The following is a 16,957-nucleotide window of genomic DNA, read 5'->3' on the forward strand; positions in this document are numbered from 1 at the left end:
CTTGCAGAAGTATTTTCCAAATATGATAATCCAATCGTTAATGAGGGAGGGTAAATAATTATGAAATTTCGATTTGAGCATAACAACATTAATGTTTTGAACCTTGAAAAGAGTCTTGATTTTTATAAGGAAGCACTAGGCTTAATTGAGGTTAAGAGGCATGTCCAGGCTGAGGGAGAGTTTATCCTAGTTTATTTAGGAGATGGTGTTACACAGCATAGCTTGGAATTGACTTGGCTGAGAGATCGAACTGAAGCCTATGACTTAGGAGAAAATGAATTTCACATTGCTTTTAGAGTCGACGATTTTGAAGCAGCGTATGAGCATCATAAGAGAATGGGTTGTATCTGTTACGAGAACCGAGAAATGGGTATATACTTCATTAATGATCCGGATAATTACTGGCTAGAAATTCTCCCTACACGATAATGATGATCAAAAATGCGTATTTAATTTGATAACAGGTTCTTTCTTACTCTGTAAGAAAGAACCTGTTTTTGCAATCATTATAATCTGGTAAATCACTCGAGTTATTAGCAAATATAATAAAAAGCCGCTTCGTAGCGGCTGTAATATATAAGAGCACGTAATGATCTACCTAACACCAGTAGAGATCGCTGATTACCTAACTAGGATCTTCCGACCATAATCAAGCAGGTTACCACCCATACTCATGATTCGTTCGACCTTACAAGATATCTACTCAGCTATAGACAACCTCTCGGCTGAATATAACCGAATCCTTACACATGCATATATCATGCGACATATGACTGAGTAAGAAACTCAACACCCGGTAAAATCTTAGCTCGACCCGCTAGAATAAGTGAGAACCTTAAAACAATCAAAAAAGACTGACATAAAGCCCTTTTCCTACCCCAAAAGATCTTCCCTCCGACTATATACAAGCGTTTTACCACCTGAATATAATCTTTGGCCGACCCATATACACCCGACTAAGAGCATATATAAATCTTGGCTCAACCATTACGTACCCTTATGATCGTATTATGGCCTGTTGAGCTTTTAATTATGCATGAAAGATTTCATAAATAATCCAAACATCATTCCTGTAATTAAGGAAATACTGTAAAGGTATTTTAAGTTGAAATTAAAAGGAGGTTACAAAACATGACTCATAAGAATGAATCAAGAAGAGAGAATTTAGCAGATAAATTTCCTGAGATGGATGAGCATTTTCAAGAGCTGAAAAAACAGGATTATGAACCTAAGATTGAACGTTTAGGGCAGACAAAAAAAGACCAAAGAGCAAGAACAGAAAAGTAATCGAGAGAATCTTTTACCGATCAAATTAGACACCCTTGCGAAGTCCGAGTATTTCCAAGGGTGTTTTTTAATTAATACATACTTCTGTCTGGAATTCTATTGCCGAACAAATTTAATAATACGTTCATAAGAGCGTTTAGTATCTTCATACCCTTGTTGAAGTAGTCTTTGAAGTTTTTGAGGATCTTTTTCTAAGCGGTCAACTTCTAATTCTTTCGATGGCCTTATGACAATAACTTGTCCTATGTTTTCAAGGTGATCAATATAATCTAAGGTTTCATTGTAATTCTTATACCGGTTTAACATGGTTTCGATTAATTGAGGGTAATTTCGATATTTTAGTTTGAGCAGAGCATTAAATCTTCCGGGCTGCTTTTTATAGCCTTTATTTCTGGTTAAAACAACTATATTCTTGAGGTTTCCGTCTGCAATGGATTTTTTGAGAGGAATGGCATCGGAAATTCCACCATCTAAGAGTTCAAGTCCCTTATAGTTGATGATAGGTGATATCATTGGCAGAGAAGCAGACGCCCTTAGAGCCTGGAATTGATCGCCTAAATCATCTTTATTAAGATATATTGGCTTACCAGTTTGACAATCAGTTGCCCCCACTAAAAAATCACCTGGATATTCATAAAATGCTTTAAAGTCAAAGGGAACATGCTTATTGGGAATTTCATCAAAAATAAAGTCCATACCAAAGTAAGATTTACTTAGAAATAGATTTCTTAGACTCATGTACCGCCAGTCCTTAACGAAGCCAATGATAACCTTTTCATTTCTTTTCTGTTGCCGAGAAATATATGAGGCAGCATTGCAAGCTCCTGCTGATACACCTATGACATATGGAAAATATAAATTGTTTTCCATAAAATACTCTAATACACCGCAGGTGTATAGCCCTCTCATGCCTCCGCCTTCAAGTACAAGTCCTACATTTTTCATTGGATCACCCCACCATTTGTTATCTCTACTAATAAAGATAAGCACTTAACTAGAATAACTATAACATGGCAACTTTTAACATTCAATTAAGACTAAATGCACTAATTATGTATTAGTTAGTAGTTATGGTATATTATAGGTATTAAACTTAAAGCAGTCAGTGGGTATCTTTAATTATTAAGAAACCTTAAAAATTGGGCATACTGACTTAATTAAAACCAATTTAGGAGGGAAACTTTATGAACGGAAAAACTTTAGACAATTTGATGGAGGCTTTTGCAGGAGAATCACAGGCTAATCGAAAGTATCTTGCCTACGCAAAGAAAGCTGAAGCAGAAGGTAAAAAGAACGCGGCGAAGCTTTTTAAAGCCGCTTCAGATGCTGAAGCGATACATGCTCAAAAGCATTTCGAGGTTGCAGAAAAAATTAAAGAAACTGCTGAAAATCTAAATGACGCAGTGGCAGGTGAAAATCATGAATACCAAAGCATGTATCCAGAGTTTTTGAAAGTGGCTCAAGAAGAGGGTAATCAAGCTGCAATAAGAACTTTTACATATGCTTTAAAAGCTGAAGAGGTTCACGCTAGACTTTATCAAGAAGCAAAAGACAATTTGGATCAGGAAGAAGAAGTGTATTATTATCTTTGTCCAATTTGCGGGAACATTGAGAAGGTTGTTCCTGAGAAATGTCCAATTTGTGGTGCTTCAGGGTCGAAATTTATAGAGTATTAATTAATTTATTTCATAATTCATAAAAAATGTGAGAAACAAAAATCCTTACCTATCAATGGTAAGGGTTTTTGTGTATGATTGGGAAAAAGTGTGACTTGCCAGGAATAATCTCTTAAGCTATAGTTTTAAAAGAATATATTAAATATTCTAAGTATTCTTGGGGTAATTAAAATAAGGTTGTCAGATAATTAAACAGCTAATAATCAACCTTGATAGATTTTGGGTTAAGAGGAGAAAAAATAATATTGGAGGGCCTATGATTGATGATAAAGCTTATAGTCTATCAAAAATTGAGCTGCTTTCAGATTTATCATCAACTGAGTTAGCAGAGCTCGCTTTTGACTTTCAATGGGAAAATTATGGTGTCGGCGCTGAGATCATTAAACAGGGTCAAGCAGAACATTCTTTTTACATTCTGATTAAGGGAAAAGTCGATGTTATGATCAGAAAAGAAGGACAACGTGTAAGGCGAGTCAGATCCATTGAGTCAGGAGGTAGCTTTGGAGAATTTTCGTTGCTTGATGGAAAGCCTGCGGCCACAACAATTCTTTGTCAAGAAGAATGTTCAGTTCTTATGTTGGATGCAGAGGGTTTTGCCCGTATGCTTTTGCGCTGGCCATGGTTGTATCAAAGGTTTATAGGTAAATTGACTCAAAATTTAAATGAGGCAAACCTTATCTTATCTGAAGCAAAGTATAAAGAAGTACTGCGCTCTGCTTTGCAGCTCACCCAATATAAAGATAAATTTTATGGACTTTGGGGAGGTCCCCGTACAACGGCTGAGATAGAAAGAAAGCTGGAAGAATTCTCCCAAGCCAAAGGACATATACTTCTGACAGGTGAACGAGGAACCGGTCGCCAGATGATGGCTTGGTACATTCATCAGCGCCAGGCTTTGACAGAGGCCCCATTCGTAGTAGTGGATGGACGACGCTTTGATCAACAGTGGAGAGATTTAATCCTTGAATCTGACAACCAAGAGAATCCTTCTTCCATTTATAATTCAAATCTTTTTGATATTGCAGAAGGTGGAACCTTATTCATAAGGGAAATAAATCTCCTTTCACCCCATACCCAGCTTAAACTCGCTCAAGCCATCAACTTCCAGAAAAACAAATGCATTGTTATTGGCAGTCTGAACTCGGAACCCGATGATTTAGACAGAGTTATAATTCCTGAGTTAAGAAAGTGCTTTGCCCACACCTACGAAATCGCTCCTCTTCGGAAACGCAAACGTGATATTCCAATATTAGCCCAAGGATTTCTAGAGAAACTTGCTAAAAAAAACCAGAGAAATGTCCCTGTCCTCAGTCAGGAAGCGACTCAATTGCTGCTGTCCCACCATTACCAACAAGGTAATGTCTCTGAATTAATTCAAGTTATTGAAAGATCCTTTCATATTTCTGAACAAGATGTTATCGGGTTAGAGCAAATTTTCTTCGGCCCAACTGCTGAACAAAATGGGCATACGATTAATCTTTTAGGATGGCCAACATTGAAAGGATTGCTTATGAAAGGGAGTCTTATTGGTTGGCTAAGGAGATCAGTGGCAACTATGTTTATAGCGTTGGTCTTACTATTGCTATTTAGGCCTGAAGTTGCTGTCTCCACAAAAGTCTTTGCTTTGGTCTGGGGGTTATGGTGGCCGGCCTTGGCTCTGATTTCTCCCTTTTTAGGTAGATTATGGTGTACGGTTTGTCCCTTTTCGACCATTATGGATTTTGTGCAGAGAAGAATTCATAAGAACCATCCGATACCTCAGGTGATCATAAAGTACGATTACCTCATATTCAGTATTTTGTTTCTCACAATCTTTTGGGTTGAAGTTATTACTGACATGCGTTTTAATCCCGGTTATACAGCAATTTTATTAATATCAATCCAAGCTTGTGCGATCTTTATAGCAATTCTTTTTCCACGCCATACGTGGTGTAGACACTTTTGTCCTTTGGGAGGATTCATCGGAACTGCTTCAGTAGGTGCAATGTTAGAGGTTCGCGCGGATACTTCAGTTTGCCTGAATAAGTGTACAACATTTGAGTGTTATGTAGGGACTAAAAGTGTTTCTGGTTGCCCAATGTCCCAACACCTTCCTTATTTAGATAATAATCTGGATTGCAAACTTTGCTTTAATTGTGTGAGGAATTGTCCAAATGGTTCTGTTCAAGTGAATTTGAGATTAGTAGGCCGCGAGGTATGGCATTTAGTTCGCGTTAACCAAGGATTTGTGGTCTTTATCGGAGTAATGCTGGGGATTTTAGTACCGCTAAACTACTTTGGAGCGTTTCAAACAAAGGAATTATCCGATGCCTGGAAGGCTTGGTTTACATTATTTTATTGGGGATCCGGATTCATTGGTGGAATTGTTGCGTGGATAATAGCTAAACCCTTTAAGACAAAGTCAGCATCCTTGCGTGTCAAGCTGATTTTCGCCTTAACTCCTTTAGTCCTTGCTGGCCATATTATTTATCAAGTGGCTTATATTCCGGGTATTCGTTCTCTTTTTTTCGCGGTTGTCTATAAGACCCAAGCGGGCTTAGAGATGTACAATATTTCAGCCGCATTTTTAGCCTATAGCATTGTCAGTGTTTTTGGTTTGGTTTTAACAGGGATAACCATTGCATTAGTGCTGTTGCGTACAAAGATAAAGCGCTCAAGTCAATCAACCACTTAATAGACCGGTAAGATATATAGAGCAATACTAAGATTGATTGTGCATTCAGGGGATTTGCTTCTGTGAGGGCTCATACACTAGGCTACCTGTTAAATAATACACTTTCTATCCAATGCTTCTTATGATAAACTCTTATTGGAAATGGATGGTTTTGAAGGATTATTTTGAGGAGGTAAGTATTATGATTGCTGAAGTTAACAAAGATGAATGCATTGGATGCGAATCTTGCCCTGCATTCTGCCCCGAGGTTTTTAAAATGGAGGATGATGGTTTAGCAGTTGCATATACTAACCCTGTCCCCGCTGAGTTCGAAGAATCTTGCAAAGAAGCTGTCGAAGGCTGCCCAGCCCATTGTATATCTCTGACATAAAAAGTTGTTAGTTAAGATATAACCAATGAATGGCGCTATCAACTAATTGTTAAGTTCTAATGTCTAAGTTGCGGTGATCTACGCTTTGTAGATCACCGCTTGTTTTTTGTCGGGTTTTTTATATTAACTGTCCTGAGACAAGATTTATTAACGTAATTGGTGCAAAGTTAAATAATAAATACAAATAAGAAAAGTCAAATAACAAGAAAAATATAACATTACACAAAAAACTAAAAAAAAGAAAACAATAAGAAATTAACAACATTAAAATTTCCTTATTTTACTTAGGTTATGAGCTTGAAATATAATTATTTTTCTATAAGATTAAAGTAAATTGCTGTTTAATTCTATTGGTTTATATAATTATTAAATTGAGGAGCTCTAGACATGAATATTACTCTATTTAAGCAGATGGCACTAGACACGAGCTTTTTAGTAACTATTGCTTATCTATTAAGTCTTACTCCTTTATTTAAGAAAACTATGCGAGGGATGATCAATACACGAGAAAGAATCATTCTTATTCTGATATTCGGAATTATTGGGATAGTAGGAACCTATATGAGTCTGCCAACGAAAGGTGCTCTAGCAAATTCTAGAGTTGTGGGAGTAGTTGCCGGAGGACTTTTGGGTGGTCCGGTTATTGGTTTAGGTTCAGGTATCATTGCAGGAACCCATCGATATTTTTTAGGTGGGGCTACATCTTTAAGCTGTGCTATCGCGACCATTATTAATGGCTTAATAGCTGGACTTTTAGCGAAAAATTCCTCGAGCAAACTTTTGAGTTGGAAACAGACTGTCTTAATCGGTTTTGGATCAGAGATTTTAGAGATGTTAATGATTTTGGCAACCTTACCAGCACCAGATGGTTGGGACGTTGTTAAAACTATGGGCCCCCCCATGATAATTATGAATGGAATAGGAATTGCAATTTTTTATGGAATAGCTCAAAATTCGATTTTGGAAGAAGAGCGAATTGGTGCTCTGCAGGCACAAAAGGCTTTATATATCGCTAATCTAACATTGCCTATCTTACGCCTGGGCTTGAGTGAAGAGACCGCGGAAAAAGTATGCGAAATAATTTTCAAACGTGCCGATTTTGCAGCAGTAGCCATTACAAGCGATCAGAGAGTTTTAGCTCATGTAGGTAAAGGGTCAGATCATCACACAGCTGGATTAGAGCTCCAAACAAAGGCGACCATCGAGGCAATTAGCACCGGGGAGATAAAGTTAGCAGTGAATAAAGAAGAAATTGGCTGCTCAGATAATTCATGTTGTTTAGGATCCGCCTTAATTGTACCTTTACGCTTTGAGAAAACTGTAGTAGGGACACTTAAAATATATAGGCAGGGGAAACGGAGTTTAACGAAAGTTGACCGTGAATTCGCTGCAGGGTTAGGACAGCTATTTTCGACTCAATTAGAACTGGCTGCTTTGGAAACTAGGGCAAGTTTAGTTAGTAAGGCAGAACTGAAGGCTCTGCAGGCTCAAATCAATCCACACTTTCTTTTTAATGCTATTAATACGATTGTTTCTTTTTGCCGAACGAATCCCAGAAGAGCAAGAGATCTATTATTAGAACTAGGGGACTTTTTTAGAAAAAATTTGCAAAGTGGCGATCGTTTTGTTTCATTGCGAGAAGAATGTGATCACATACGTGCCTATTTAGCCATTGAGCAAGCGCGTTTTTCAGATCGGTTAAATGTTATTGAAGAAATCTCTGAAGAGGTGCTAAACTGGCAGATTCCAGGGCTGACGCTTCAACCGCTAATAGAAAACGCCATTAAACATGGAATATATCCACTTAACTCAGGGGGGCAGATTATAGTCTCGGCTGAACAAGAAAAAGGATTTTTGCTCCTTAAAATCACGGACAACGGAGTAGGAATACCAAACGAAAAACTGAAACTTTTACACTCTGGGGAAACGGTTCAAAGTAAAGGGTTGGGTATAGGTCTAAAAAATGTTGAGCAAAGATTAAAATATGCTTACCATGGACAAGCAGATTTTATGATTACAAGTGTTTTTGGACGAGGAACTGTGGTAACTTTAAGAATTCCAGAAAAGCCTCATTTTGAAATAGCTTAAGGGAGTGGAATAAATGAGAGTTATCGTAGCAGATGATGAACAACCTTCAAGAGATGAATTAATCTATTTGTTAGGTAAAATTCCGGAGATAGATATAATCGGAGAAGTCTCCACAAATGAGGAAGTACTGAAAAAAGTAAGTGAATTGAAGCCGGATGTTGTTTTTTTGGATATAGAAATGCCGGATGGATCTGGTATAGATACAGCCATAAATATTTCCAGGAATATTGAATATTCGCTAAGACCTGCTTTCGTTTTTGCAACAGCATACAACAATTATGCAGTTCAAGCCTTTGATTTAAACGCGGCAGATTATATACTAAAGCCATTTAAAGAGGAACGGCTAGCTGACACTGTTCAACGACTAAAAACTCGTCTTGAGAAACAAACCAATGTTAAAGAAGCTGAAGAAGGAACAATCCCCAATGAATTTATGGATAAACTAGATAGAATCTACTCGATTCTCCATCCTAATAATGGTATGTCGAAACTCAAGGTTGAGGAGAATGAGAAGATATACCTAATTCCATTTGAAGACATTCTTTACGCCACGATAGAAGATCGGTCTGTTCGAGTATTTATTGAGAAGCGGAGTTACTTGACAAGCTATACTTTAAATGAATTAGAAAGTATTTTGGGTGAGTCCTTTTTAAGAGTTCATAAAAGTTATGTGGCAAATTTGAATAAGGTTGAGGCTGTAATTCCTTGGTTTAATAACACATGCAATTTGACGATGAAAGACGGCTCGGAAATCCCTGTGAGTAGGACTTATGTAAAATCACTACGTCAACATTTAAAATTATAGGATTCCTTTTAGGCAGGATTTTTGGCTGTTCAGTCAAAGAATCCTGTTTTTTTTGTTCGATTTATGCTGAAGAATGTATTTATTTTGTACAATCTGAATTGCAAATATAAAATATGGTTTTGCGAATTCTCAAGAAAGGATGGTGTAAAATAGTCTCCTGAATTTTTAGAATATTTTATTTAGTAAAGAAAAGAGATGAATGTAAATGCCTTGGAGTCAAAATTATGCAGCTTTGAACAATAGCATAGGGCTTACTGCACTTGTAGTTTCTATTCCGATTTTTTTCTTATTTTGGGCACTCGCTGTCAAACGGATGAAGGGCTATATTGCAGGCATATTAACCTTAGCAATAACCCTAGTTGATGTGGTACTTGTCTATAAAATGCCAGTAGGAACTGCTCTTTCAGCAAGTTTCTTAGGAATTACTAATGGGTTATTCCCAATTGCATGGATTGTTATTGCAGCCGTATTTTTGTATAACTTAACCGTTGAATCCGGACATTTTGATATTATTAAAAGTTCTATCGCTACAATTTCAGATGATCGTCGTATCCAGGCCTTATTGGTAGCATTTTCCTTTGGTGCTTTCTTAGAGGGAGCGGCAGGTTTTGGTGCACCGGTTGCAATTTCCGGCGCTATTTTAATTGGTTTAGGTTTTGAGCCTTTATATGCTGCCGGATTATGCCTGATTGCCAATACTGCACCAGTTGCTTTTGGTGCAATTGGAAGTCCGATTATTGCTGCCGGAAGTGTAACAGGTATAAGTGATTTCGTTATTTCTCAAGCTGTAGGACGACAGTTGCCATTTTTATCCGTATTGATTCCTCTCTATCTAATTATACTTATGGCAGGCTGGAAAGCAGCAAAAGAAGTTCTTCCTGCTATTTTAGTAACAGGCGTATCCTTTGCCGTTGCCCAATGGTGGTCTGCAAACTACTTGGGAGCTTATTTACCGGATATTATTTCTTCATTGACTTCTTTATTAGCGACAACTGTGTTCTTGAAGTTCTGGAAACCTAAAACTGTTTGGCGTTTTCCAAGTGAGAAAAAGGCTGCGGTTAATACGACCCATTACAGCACAGGTGAAGTTATGAAAGCTTGGTCCCCCTTCGTAATCTTAACCGTTATGGTGGCAATTTGGGGAACTCCAAGTTTCAAGAATTGGGTAACTAAGGACTTACAGTGGTTTATCAATATACCCCATTGGCCTGGTCTTGATGGTTTAGTTTATAAAGTTTCACCAATTGTGTCGAAGTCCACTGTTTATGCGGCATCCTATAAGTGGGATTTCTTTTCGGCTGGTGGTACGGCAATTCTCATAACAGCCATCATTTCCATGTTTATTTTAGGTGTATCTCCTGCAAAAGCGGCTTCAGTTTTTGGTAAGACCCTCAAGCAGTTGATATATCCAATTATCACCATGGGATCTGTGCTTGGCTTTGCTTATTTAGCAAATTACTCAGGACTTTCCTTTACCCTTGGACTATTGTTTGCTTCAACCGGAAAAGCATTCCCATTCCTTTCTCCTGTTCTAGGATGGGTGGGTGTATTCCTGACAGGCTCCGATACCTCGGCCAACGCCTTGTTTGGAAAGCTCCAGCAAGTTACGGCTGAACAAATTGGAGTTAATCCAGTACTAACTGTTGCGGCAAATAGCTCAGGTGGTGTTGTTGGAAAAATGATCTCGCCACAATCTATTGCCGTTGCGGCTGCAGCCACGTCCCTCGTCGGGAAGGAATCGGATCTCTTCCGCTTCACAGTTAAACATTCCCTCATATTCCTTGTGATAGTTTCGGTGATGATCGGTCTACAAGCTTATGTAGTACCGGAGATGATCCCTACCGTGGCATCAGTGCTTAAATAGTTCTGCTACATTGCAAACGGTTTAAGAATCAAAACTTAATTTAAAATTAATTTATGAATGGATCAGGATAAAGAAAATCTTTACCTGATCCATTTACATATATTAGTGATTTTCATTTGTTTGAAATGTGCTATAATCAATAATGAACGGAGGTTCTATAATGCAATATTTGAAGGATGAGGTCAAGCAGAGGATTTTAGAATCTGCTTTAGCAGAATTCAGTTCTATGGGTTACACGGATGCTTCGATGCGTAAGATTGCGAAAAATGCCAAGGTGGCCTTAGGGAATGTCTATCACTATTGTACTAGCAAACAAGAGCTGTTTAACTCTTTGGTTGGCCCGGTCTATGATGGGCTAATGAATTCTATTCAAGAGATCAAGGAGATGGAAGGTGACGGAAGTTATTTTGGAATTAATGAATTGGTTGAAACCTTATTAGATATTTGCCAAAAACATAATACTGAATTACTTATCTTAATGGAAAAGAGTAAAGGGTCAAAGAATAGATACGAAAATACGAAGCAGGATCTTATTGATTTAATTGACGAGGTTTTGGCTAAAAAGATGCTTCTAAACTTTACCAATAGTGGCTTTGTGGTAAACAACTATCTTACCACTATACTATCTACAGCATTTATTGAGGGTTTTTGCTGTATCTTGAAAAAGTATAATAATGGAATCGAAGTCAAGGTATTAGTTGATCAATTAATCGCTATCTTTTTTAAAGACATCTCTTTGAGGTTGGCTTAATTTTTTGAGTTAATAATGAACAGTTGTTCTAAATTATTTTTTAGGAGTGAATTAAAGTATGAAAACAATGCTAAAAGGACGCTGGGGGATTGTACTCTTCTGGTTACTGGCTACCGCTGTTTTAACATGGTTTACCCCTAATCTTGATCCAATTATTAATCAAAGAGGGAATTTATCCTTTGCTGATAAATATCCTTCTCAGACAGCCCAAGAGATGATAGATGAAATTTCAACTGCCTCAGGGGATTCGGGGATTTTTGTATTTTATGATAAGGATACTTTAACAACTCAGGATTTTGATGACATTCAGGCGACTCTTGAAAAACTAAAAACGAACAAAGAAACCCTTGGCATAACAGGATTAGTTGACGTTTATGATTACCCTGAGGCTAAGGAAAAGCTGGTCTCTAAAGATAATACAACTATGATTGTGCAATTCACTTATGAAAAAGGCAGCCGTGATACTCAAGTTATTGTTACGGAGCTTGAGAAAAGCCTTGAAGATCTTCAAGTGGAGCATTATATAACAGGTGGGGCCTTTATCACCAATGATTTCCTGAAGCAGACTAATGCAGGAGTCGAGAAAAGTGCTGTCATAACGGTTTTGTTTATCTTTATAGTGCTTGTTGTAATGTTCCGCTCCCCGGTAACTCCTCTTATATCCCTAATTACGGTAGGTATCACTTATTTGACGTCAATGGGAATCGTCGGACAGCTCATAGATAAATTCGGGTTCCCCGTAACCAGTCTGACAAGAATGTTTTTAATCCTGATACTATTCGGAATTGGAACGGATTATAATATTCTTTTATTCAACCGCTTTAAAGAAGAACTTAGTAATCATCCTAAGAATATTGATAAAGCAATCGCCACTACCTATAAGACAGCAGGAAAGACGGTCATTTATAGTGCCCTAACCATTTTTATAGCCTTTCTAGCTCTCAACTTTGTAAAATTTAGTGTTTATCGTTCGGGAGTAGCTGTAGCAGTGGGGATATTTGTTCTTGTTGCACAGTTAATGACCTTGACTCCAGCTATATTGCGGATTCTCAATACCCGATTATTCTGGCCTTCAAAGAATGTGGCGGGACACAGTCAAAGTAAAACCTGGACAAAGGCGGCTATGTTTTCGGTGAAACGTCCAGCCATTGCAATAGCGGCGATAGCAGTTTTACTAATTCCGATTTTCATGGCGAGTTCTTATAAACTGTCCTTTGATAATCTTCAAGACATGAGTAATGAATATCCTTCAGTTATGGGATTTAACATTGTAGCTGAACACTTTAACAAGGGAACCAGCATGCCGACAACGATTGTGCTCAGCAATGCATCTCCGTTAGATAACAATACTGATCTAGCTGTTCTTGACGGACTGACGAAAAAAATCGAAAAGATTGATGGAGTTAATGCAGTTATGGGACCAACCCAGCCACAGGGGTATGAAATTGCTGATTTTTATTCTGATAGTCAGACCAAAAAAGTTGTAATTGGCATGACCTCAGCAAATAATGGGGTTCGAGAGATAACTGATGGACTTGGTACAATCCAAGAAAAACTAACGACGCCAGATTTTTCCGAGGTTGATCAACTTGTAGATGGTACCTCTAAACTACAAACGGGATTAGGAAGTCTGGCATCGGCGCTCAAACAAGTAAGTTCGGGAATTGGAGAAGGTGCTTCCGGTGCTGAAGAAATTGCAGATGGAATTGAGCAAATTAAGTCTAACCTGTTGATCGTTAATGGAATGGTTAATCAGTTGCATTCAGGATATGCAAGCCTAGAATCCGGTTATGAAACTTTCGGCAAGAACTATAAATCATTACAACAGTCTCTTCGGGGTCTGGCGCAATTAGCTGCCGGTATTAATCAAATTGTTGCAGCAAATCCGACCTATGCTGATTTGCTAGTACAAGTTTCTCAGATGAATGAGGGACTGGCTGAACTCGATTCTGGATTTGCGGCTTTGAATGATCAGTATAACCTTACGCTTGACTCATTCTCAAAACTTAATGAGGGCCTAAGTCAGTTATCAGGCGGAATAATACGAATAAGTGAGGGATTATCCCGGCTTGAAAACGGACAGCGAAGCTTAGCGGAAGGTCTGAAGCAAGGGAATAATGGGGGAGATTTCATTGTTTCCAACATGGAAGAGATGACGGAAGGACTTGCCCAAATTTCCGGCGGGCAGCAACAAATGGCAGGGGGTCTGTCTAGTCTTGGTGGCTCATTAACCCAATTAAAAAGCGGTATCGTTGCCAGTAGTGATGGCTTAGGACAGATTTCGGAGGGAATTGATCAATCAAATGATTTCCTGACAGGGTTTGAATCTACTAAGGTATTCTATCTGCCGGAAGAGGCTCTGCAATCCAAGGATTTTCAGAAAGCTCTTGATGCCTATATGTCAAAGGATAGGAAGACGGTGAAGCTTCTTGTAACTCTTGACGATGATCCCTATTCTGATAACGCCATTAACACAATTGCGAGGATTAACCAGCTTATACCCTCATCCCTTGCTGGTACCTCTCTGGCCGATGGGCAATATGCCATAGGCGGTGAGACATCAACAACCAACGATTTGCACGGAATAGCCATCAGTGATATGAAAACAACTCAGGTTATCGTGCTTATTGGAATCTTTATAGTGCTTGTGTTAATTATCAAGTCATTTTGGATTCCAGTTTATATCATTGCTTCACTACTTTTGTCCTTTTACACTTCTATCAGTCTAACCAGCCTATTTGCAAAACAATTTTTGGATTCCAGTGAACTTGCCTGGAATGTACCGTTTTTTGGTTTTGTCATGATTGTTGCGTTAGGTGTGGATTACAGTATCTTTTTAATGATGCGATTTAAGGAATATAAAGGGATGACTCCTCATGAAGGAATTATTAAGGCATCTGGCAATGTAGGAGGAGTTGTTTTATCAGCGGCTATTATTCTTGCTGGTACGTTTGCAACACTGGCTCCTTCAGGAATCAATACCTTAATAGAGTTGGCTGTTTGTGTCTGTCTGGGTATCATAATTCTTAGCGTCATATTATTGCCTTTCGTAATCCCTGCGTTTATCTCTATTCAGGATAAGCTAGTTAAAAAGTATTCATATGAGCAAAATGATATTTATCCAGAACTGACTAACAGCAATTCTCAAGTTTAATAAAATAATAGGACAGGCTCTTGTTGTAGTTTTACTGAAAAAACAACAGTGCCTGTCCTATCTAGGATGAAAATAAGTAAACCATTATTTATGCTATAGCAAATGCCTCTTTTACGAAAGAGAGATATTCTGGTGCTTTATTAATATCCGGTTGGCCGTGAGTTTGCGCTAAGCCATGCCGTATTGCTCGCTTGATAACTGTCTCAAAAACCTTAATGTCTGGAGTTTCGGCAAAACGTTTTCGTAAATCTTGGAGCATAACATGATGGAGGTTGGTATGGTCTTGAACCATAGTAGGCAAAACTCCTAATATATTGACCTTAGCGCCTTGTTCCTGAATGGTCTTGACTAAATTGATTGTTTCGTGAATCCCATCAATTGAAAGCCCCTCAGGCAGAACCGGTATGATTATATCCGTGGAAGCTAATAAGGAATTTATAGTGGGCATATCATTGCTGGGAGAAGTATCAATTAAGATGTAATCATAATTATTCTTAATTTGACCAATGGTATTTTTCAAAAGGAATTTGGGAGCGGGAAATTGTTTCGAATTTTGCTGACCAATTACTTTGGGTCCCAGTTCAGAAAGAGAATTGTTTGATAGGTACAGATCGACTCCAAAAGCGGTATGTTTAATATCTTTCATTCTCGCTTCACCAATTAAAACCTCATAAATCGTTCTTTTCAAGTTAATCTTTTCAATTCCAAAAGAAAGCGCAATATGACCTTGAGCATCCATGTCTATAATTGCTGTCTTATATCCGAGACTAACTAACCCTACGGCCATGTTTGTCACAGTTGCTGTTTTGCCAACCCCGCCTTTTTGGGAGGCAACACATATTACCCGTGCTGATTTTGTGTTATTAACAGTGTTATTAGCGATTTTAGAATGTTTAGCCATATGATACAACCCCTTCTTTAATATGTATAGGATAATATTACCATATACTTCCAATCTAGTACATACCTGGAATGAGATTAGGCATAAAAAAACAGAAACCTTTCGGAATTTACTAAAAGGTTTCTGTTTTTTTATGGATTATCTCTGGAAAGGTTAGTACGGTTTACTTCGTTTTCTCAGTTCCACTAATAAGTTATATTTTAAGCGGGCCTCTTCGAGTTTTTTGGCTATAGTTTTTGTTGCTTCTTGACTGACACGCTGGGTAAGTTGCTCACTCAACTCATCTATGTCCTTTAATAGTTGTGCTTCTTCAGGTAAGAACCCCCCGTTTTTTAATAACATATAACCAGCACGTATTTCTTCCGGAAGGCTGGCCCAGTAGGTAAGATCGATTGGTTTGCCTTGAGAAGGGAGGTTATCAAATTCTCCATTTCTCATTGCCTCTTGAATCCTTCTTTCAACGAGTTCATTAAAAATATCAAACATGAGCCTCAGCTCCTTATCAATGAGTTTGTCCTATAAAGAAACCTTTTCCTAGCTATTTGATAGAATGATATCCCTTAATCCTTTATCAAGTCAACCCTTTCAAGCAGTTAAAATGTTTTTCAAAAGTTACATTGTGTTAAGGAGTACTGAAAAATTAGCACTAAAATTATTAGATCAAAAAAGGATTTCGTAAATACATAAAGAATAATAGAGAAATAAATCGTTTTGTGTCGTATTATATTATATAAAAATTTCGTTATAATTGCGGTGAGATATTTGTGTTGCACTCGTTACCTTGAGTTACTTCGATAAGGGGAGAGTAAAACTAATGAAAAATGCACGATTAAATATATTTTGGATTATGGGGCTGGTATTTGTACTTATTTTCCTATCTCTTATTCAGCCGGTAGCCGCTTCTGATATAAAAAGTATTAGTGTGGTAATGGATGACAACTATCCTCCTTATGCATTTAGAGATAGTCATGGAGAGTTACAAGGAATTACCCTTGATCAATGGAAGCTTTTTGAACTGAAGACAGGGATTCAAGTAAATATTACCGGCATGACTTGGAGCAAAGCTTATGAAAGCATGACTCAAGGGAAGTTTGATGTTATTGACACTATCTCCTATCGAGAGGAGAGAACTACAATCCTTGATTATGCAGAATCATATGCTACTATTGTGGTTCCGATATTCTTTCAGAATAGTATTTCTGGAATTACTAATGTCAACTCCTTAAAAGGTTTTACTGTAGGAGCAAAAAAAGGGGATAACTGTATCAATGTTTTGAGGGATTACGGGATAACTGTAAGCGGTCAAGTAAAATGACCGTTTTTTGGACACAAATTGATCGGTTTTTTGACCGCCTTCATCTCTAAATCTTTAGGGGTGGATTACAAA

The 16,957-nt window shown here is 37.9% G+C and carries 14 protein-coding genes; 11 read left to right on the forward strand and 3 right to left on the reverse strand.

From position 1 onward, the window contains the following. Positions 1-60 precede the first annotated feature (60 nt). Together BLS16_RS15690 and BLS16_RS23725 are read left to right on the forward strand one after the other, a co-directional pair. The gene (locus tag BLS16_RS15690; protein WP_092334624.1) at positions 61-429 is read left to right on the forward strand and encodes a VOC family protein; all 369 of its coding nucleotides are present in this window, start codon (positions 61-63) and stop codon (positions 427-429) included. Positions 430-1,131: 702 nt separating this feature from the next. After that, positions 1,132-1,287 (forward strand): hypothetical protein, encoded by a 156-nt coding sequence (locus BLS16_RS23725; protein ID WP_176786192.1) that lies wholly within the window; start codon positions 1,132-1,134, stop codon positions 1,285-1,287. Positions 1,288-1,383: 96 nt separating this feature from the next. Here BLS16_RS23725 and BLS16_RS15695 read toward each other — a convergent pair whose 3' ends face one another. Further along, positions 1,384-2,232 carry a patatin-like phospholipase family protein gene (locus tag BLS16_RS15695; protein ID WP_092334625.1) on the reverse strand — a complete coding sequence of 283 codons (849 nt, stop codon included), beginning with the start codon at positions 2,230-2,232 and terminating at the stop codon, positions 1,384-1,386. A gap of 239 nt (positions 2,233-2,471) precedes the next feature. Between BLS16_RS15695 and BLS16_RS15700 the strand changes: the two genes are divergently transcribed. From BLS16_RS15700 to BLS16_RS15735, 8 genes are all read left to right on the forward strand, one after another. Then, positions 2,472-2,963: a rubrerythrin family protein gene (locus BLS16_RS15700; protein WP_092334626.1), complete on the forward strand. Its 492-nt coding sequence runs from the start codon at positions 2,472-2,474 to the stop codon at positions 2,961-2,963. A 256-nt stretch (positions 2,964-3,219) separates the two neighbouring features. Then, positions 3,220-5,637, forward strand: a complete 2,418-nt coding sequence (locus tag BLS16_RS15705) for a cyclic nucleotide-binding domain-containing protein (RefSeq protein ID WP_092334627.1) — start codon at positions 3,220-3,222, stop codon at positions 5,635-5,637. A gap of 181 nt (positions 5,638-5,818) precedes the next feature. After that, positions 5,819-6,007 carry a ferredoxin gene (locus BLS16_RS15710; RefSeq protein WP_014903965.1) on the forward strand — a complete coding sequence of 63 codons (189 nt, stop codon included), beginning with the start codon at positions 5,819-5,821 and terminating at the stop codon, positions 6,005-6,007. A 387-nt stretch (positions 6,008-6,394) separates the two neighbouring features. Continuing rightward, positions 6,395-8,095: a LytS/YhcK type 5TM receptor domain-containing protein gene (locus tag BLS16_RS15715; protein ID WP_092334628.1), complete on the forward strand. Its 1,701-nt coding sequence runs from the start codon at positions 6,395-6,397 to the stop codon at positions 8,093-8,095. Between the two features lie 13 nt (positions 8,096-8,108). After that, positions 8,109-8,900, forward strand: a complete 792-nt coding sequence (locus tag BLS16_RS15720; RefSeq protein ID WP_092334629.1) for a LytR/AlgR family response regulator transcription factor — start codon at positions 8,109-8,111, stop codon at positions 8,898-8,900. Positions 8,901-9,105: 205 nt separating this feature from the next. Then, a complete protein-coding gene (locus BLS16_RS15725) occupies positions 9,106-10,764 on the forward strand; it encodes an L-lactate permease (RefSeq protein WP_092334630.1) in 1,659 nt (552 codons plus the stop codon). Positions 10,765-10,924: 160 nt separating this feature from the next. Further along, positions 10,925-11,515 carry a TetR/AcrR family transcriptional regulator gene (locus BLS16_RS15730; protein ID WP_176786193.1) on the forward strand — a complete coding sequence of 197 codons (591 nt, stop codon included), beginning with the start codon at positions 10,925-10,927 and terminating at the stop codon, positions 11,513-11,515. Between the two features lie 58 nt (positions 11,516-11,573). Further along, positions 11,574-14,669 carry an MMPL family transporter gene (locus BLS16_RS15735; protein ID WP_092334632.1) on the forward strand — a complete coding sequence of 1,032 codons (3,096 nt, stop codon included), beginning with the start codon at positions 11,574-11,576 and terminating at the stop codon, positions 14,667-14,669. A gap of 88 nt (positions 14,670-14,757) precedes the next feature. On the opposite strand, the gene BLS16_RS15740 is transcribed toward BLS16_RS15735, so the two are convergent. Both BLS16_RS15740 and BLS16_RS15745 read right to left on the reverse strand, forming a co-directional pair. After that, positions 14,758-15,570: a ParA family protein gene (locus tag BLS16_RS15740; protein ID WP_092334633.1), complete on the reverse strand. Its 813-nt coding sequence runs from the start codon at positions 15,568-15,570 to the stop codon at positions 14,758-14,760. 153 nt (positions 15,571-15,723) lie between these two features. After that, complete coding sequence (locus BLS16_RS15745; protein WP_092334634.1) at positions 15,724-16,056, reverse strand: DnaJ family domain-containing protein; 333 nt, start codon at positions 16,054-16,056, stop codon at positions 15,724-15,726. A 328-nt stretch (positions 16,057-16,384) separates the two neighbouring features. Here BLS16_RS15745 and BLS16_RS15750 point away from each other — a divergent pair, with 328 nt between their 5' ends. Then, the gene (locus tag BLS16_RS15750) at positions 16,385-16,885 is read left to right on the forward strand and encodes a transporter substrate-binding domain-containing protein (RefSeq protein WP_242876312.1); all 501 of its coding nucleotides are present in this window, start codon (positions 16,385-16,387) and stop codon (positions 16,883-16,885) included. The last annotated feature ends 72 nt before the right edge of the window (positions 16,886-16,957 follow it).

Origin of the sequence: Desulfosporosinus hippei DSM 8344 (assembly GCF_900100785.1) — a bacterium.
Lineage (GTDB): Bacteria > Bacillota > Desulfitobacteriia > Desulfitobacteriales > Desulfitobacteriaceae > Desulfosporosinus > Desulfosporosinus hippei.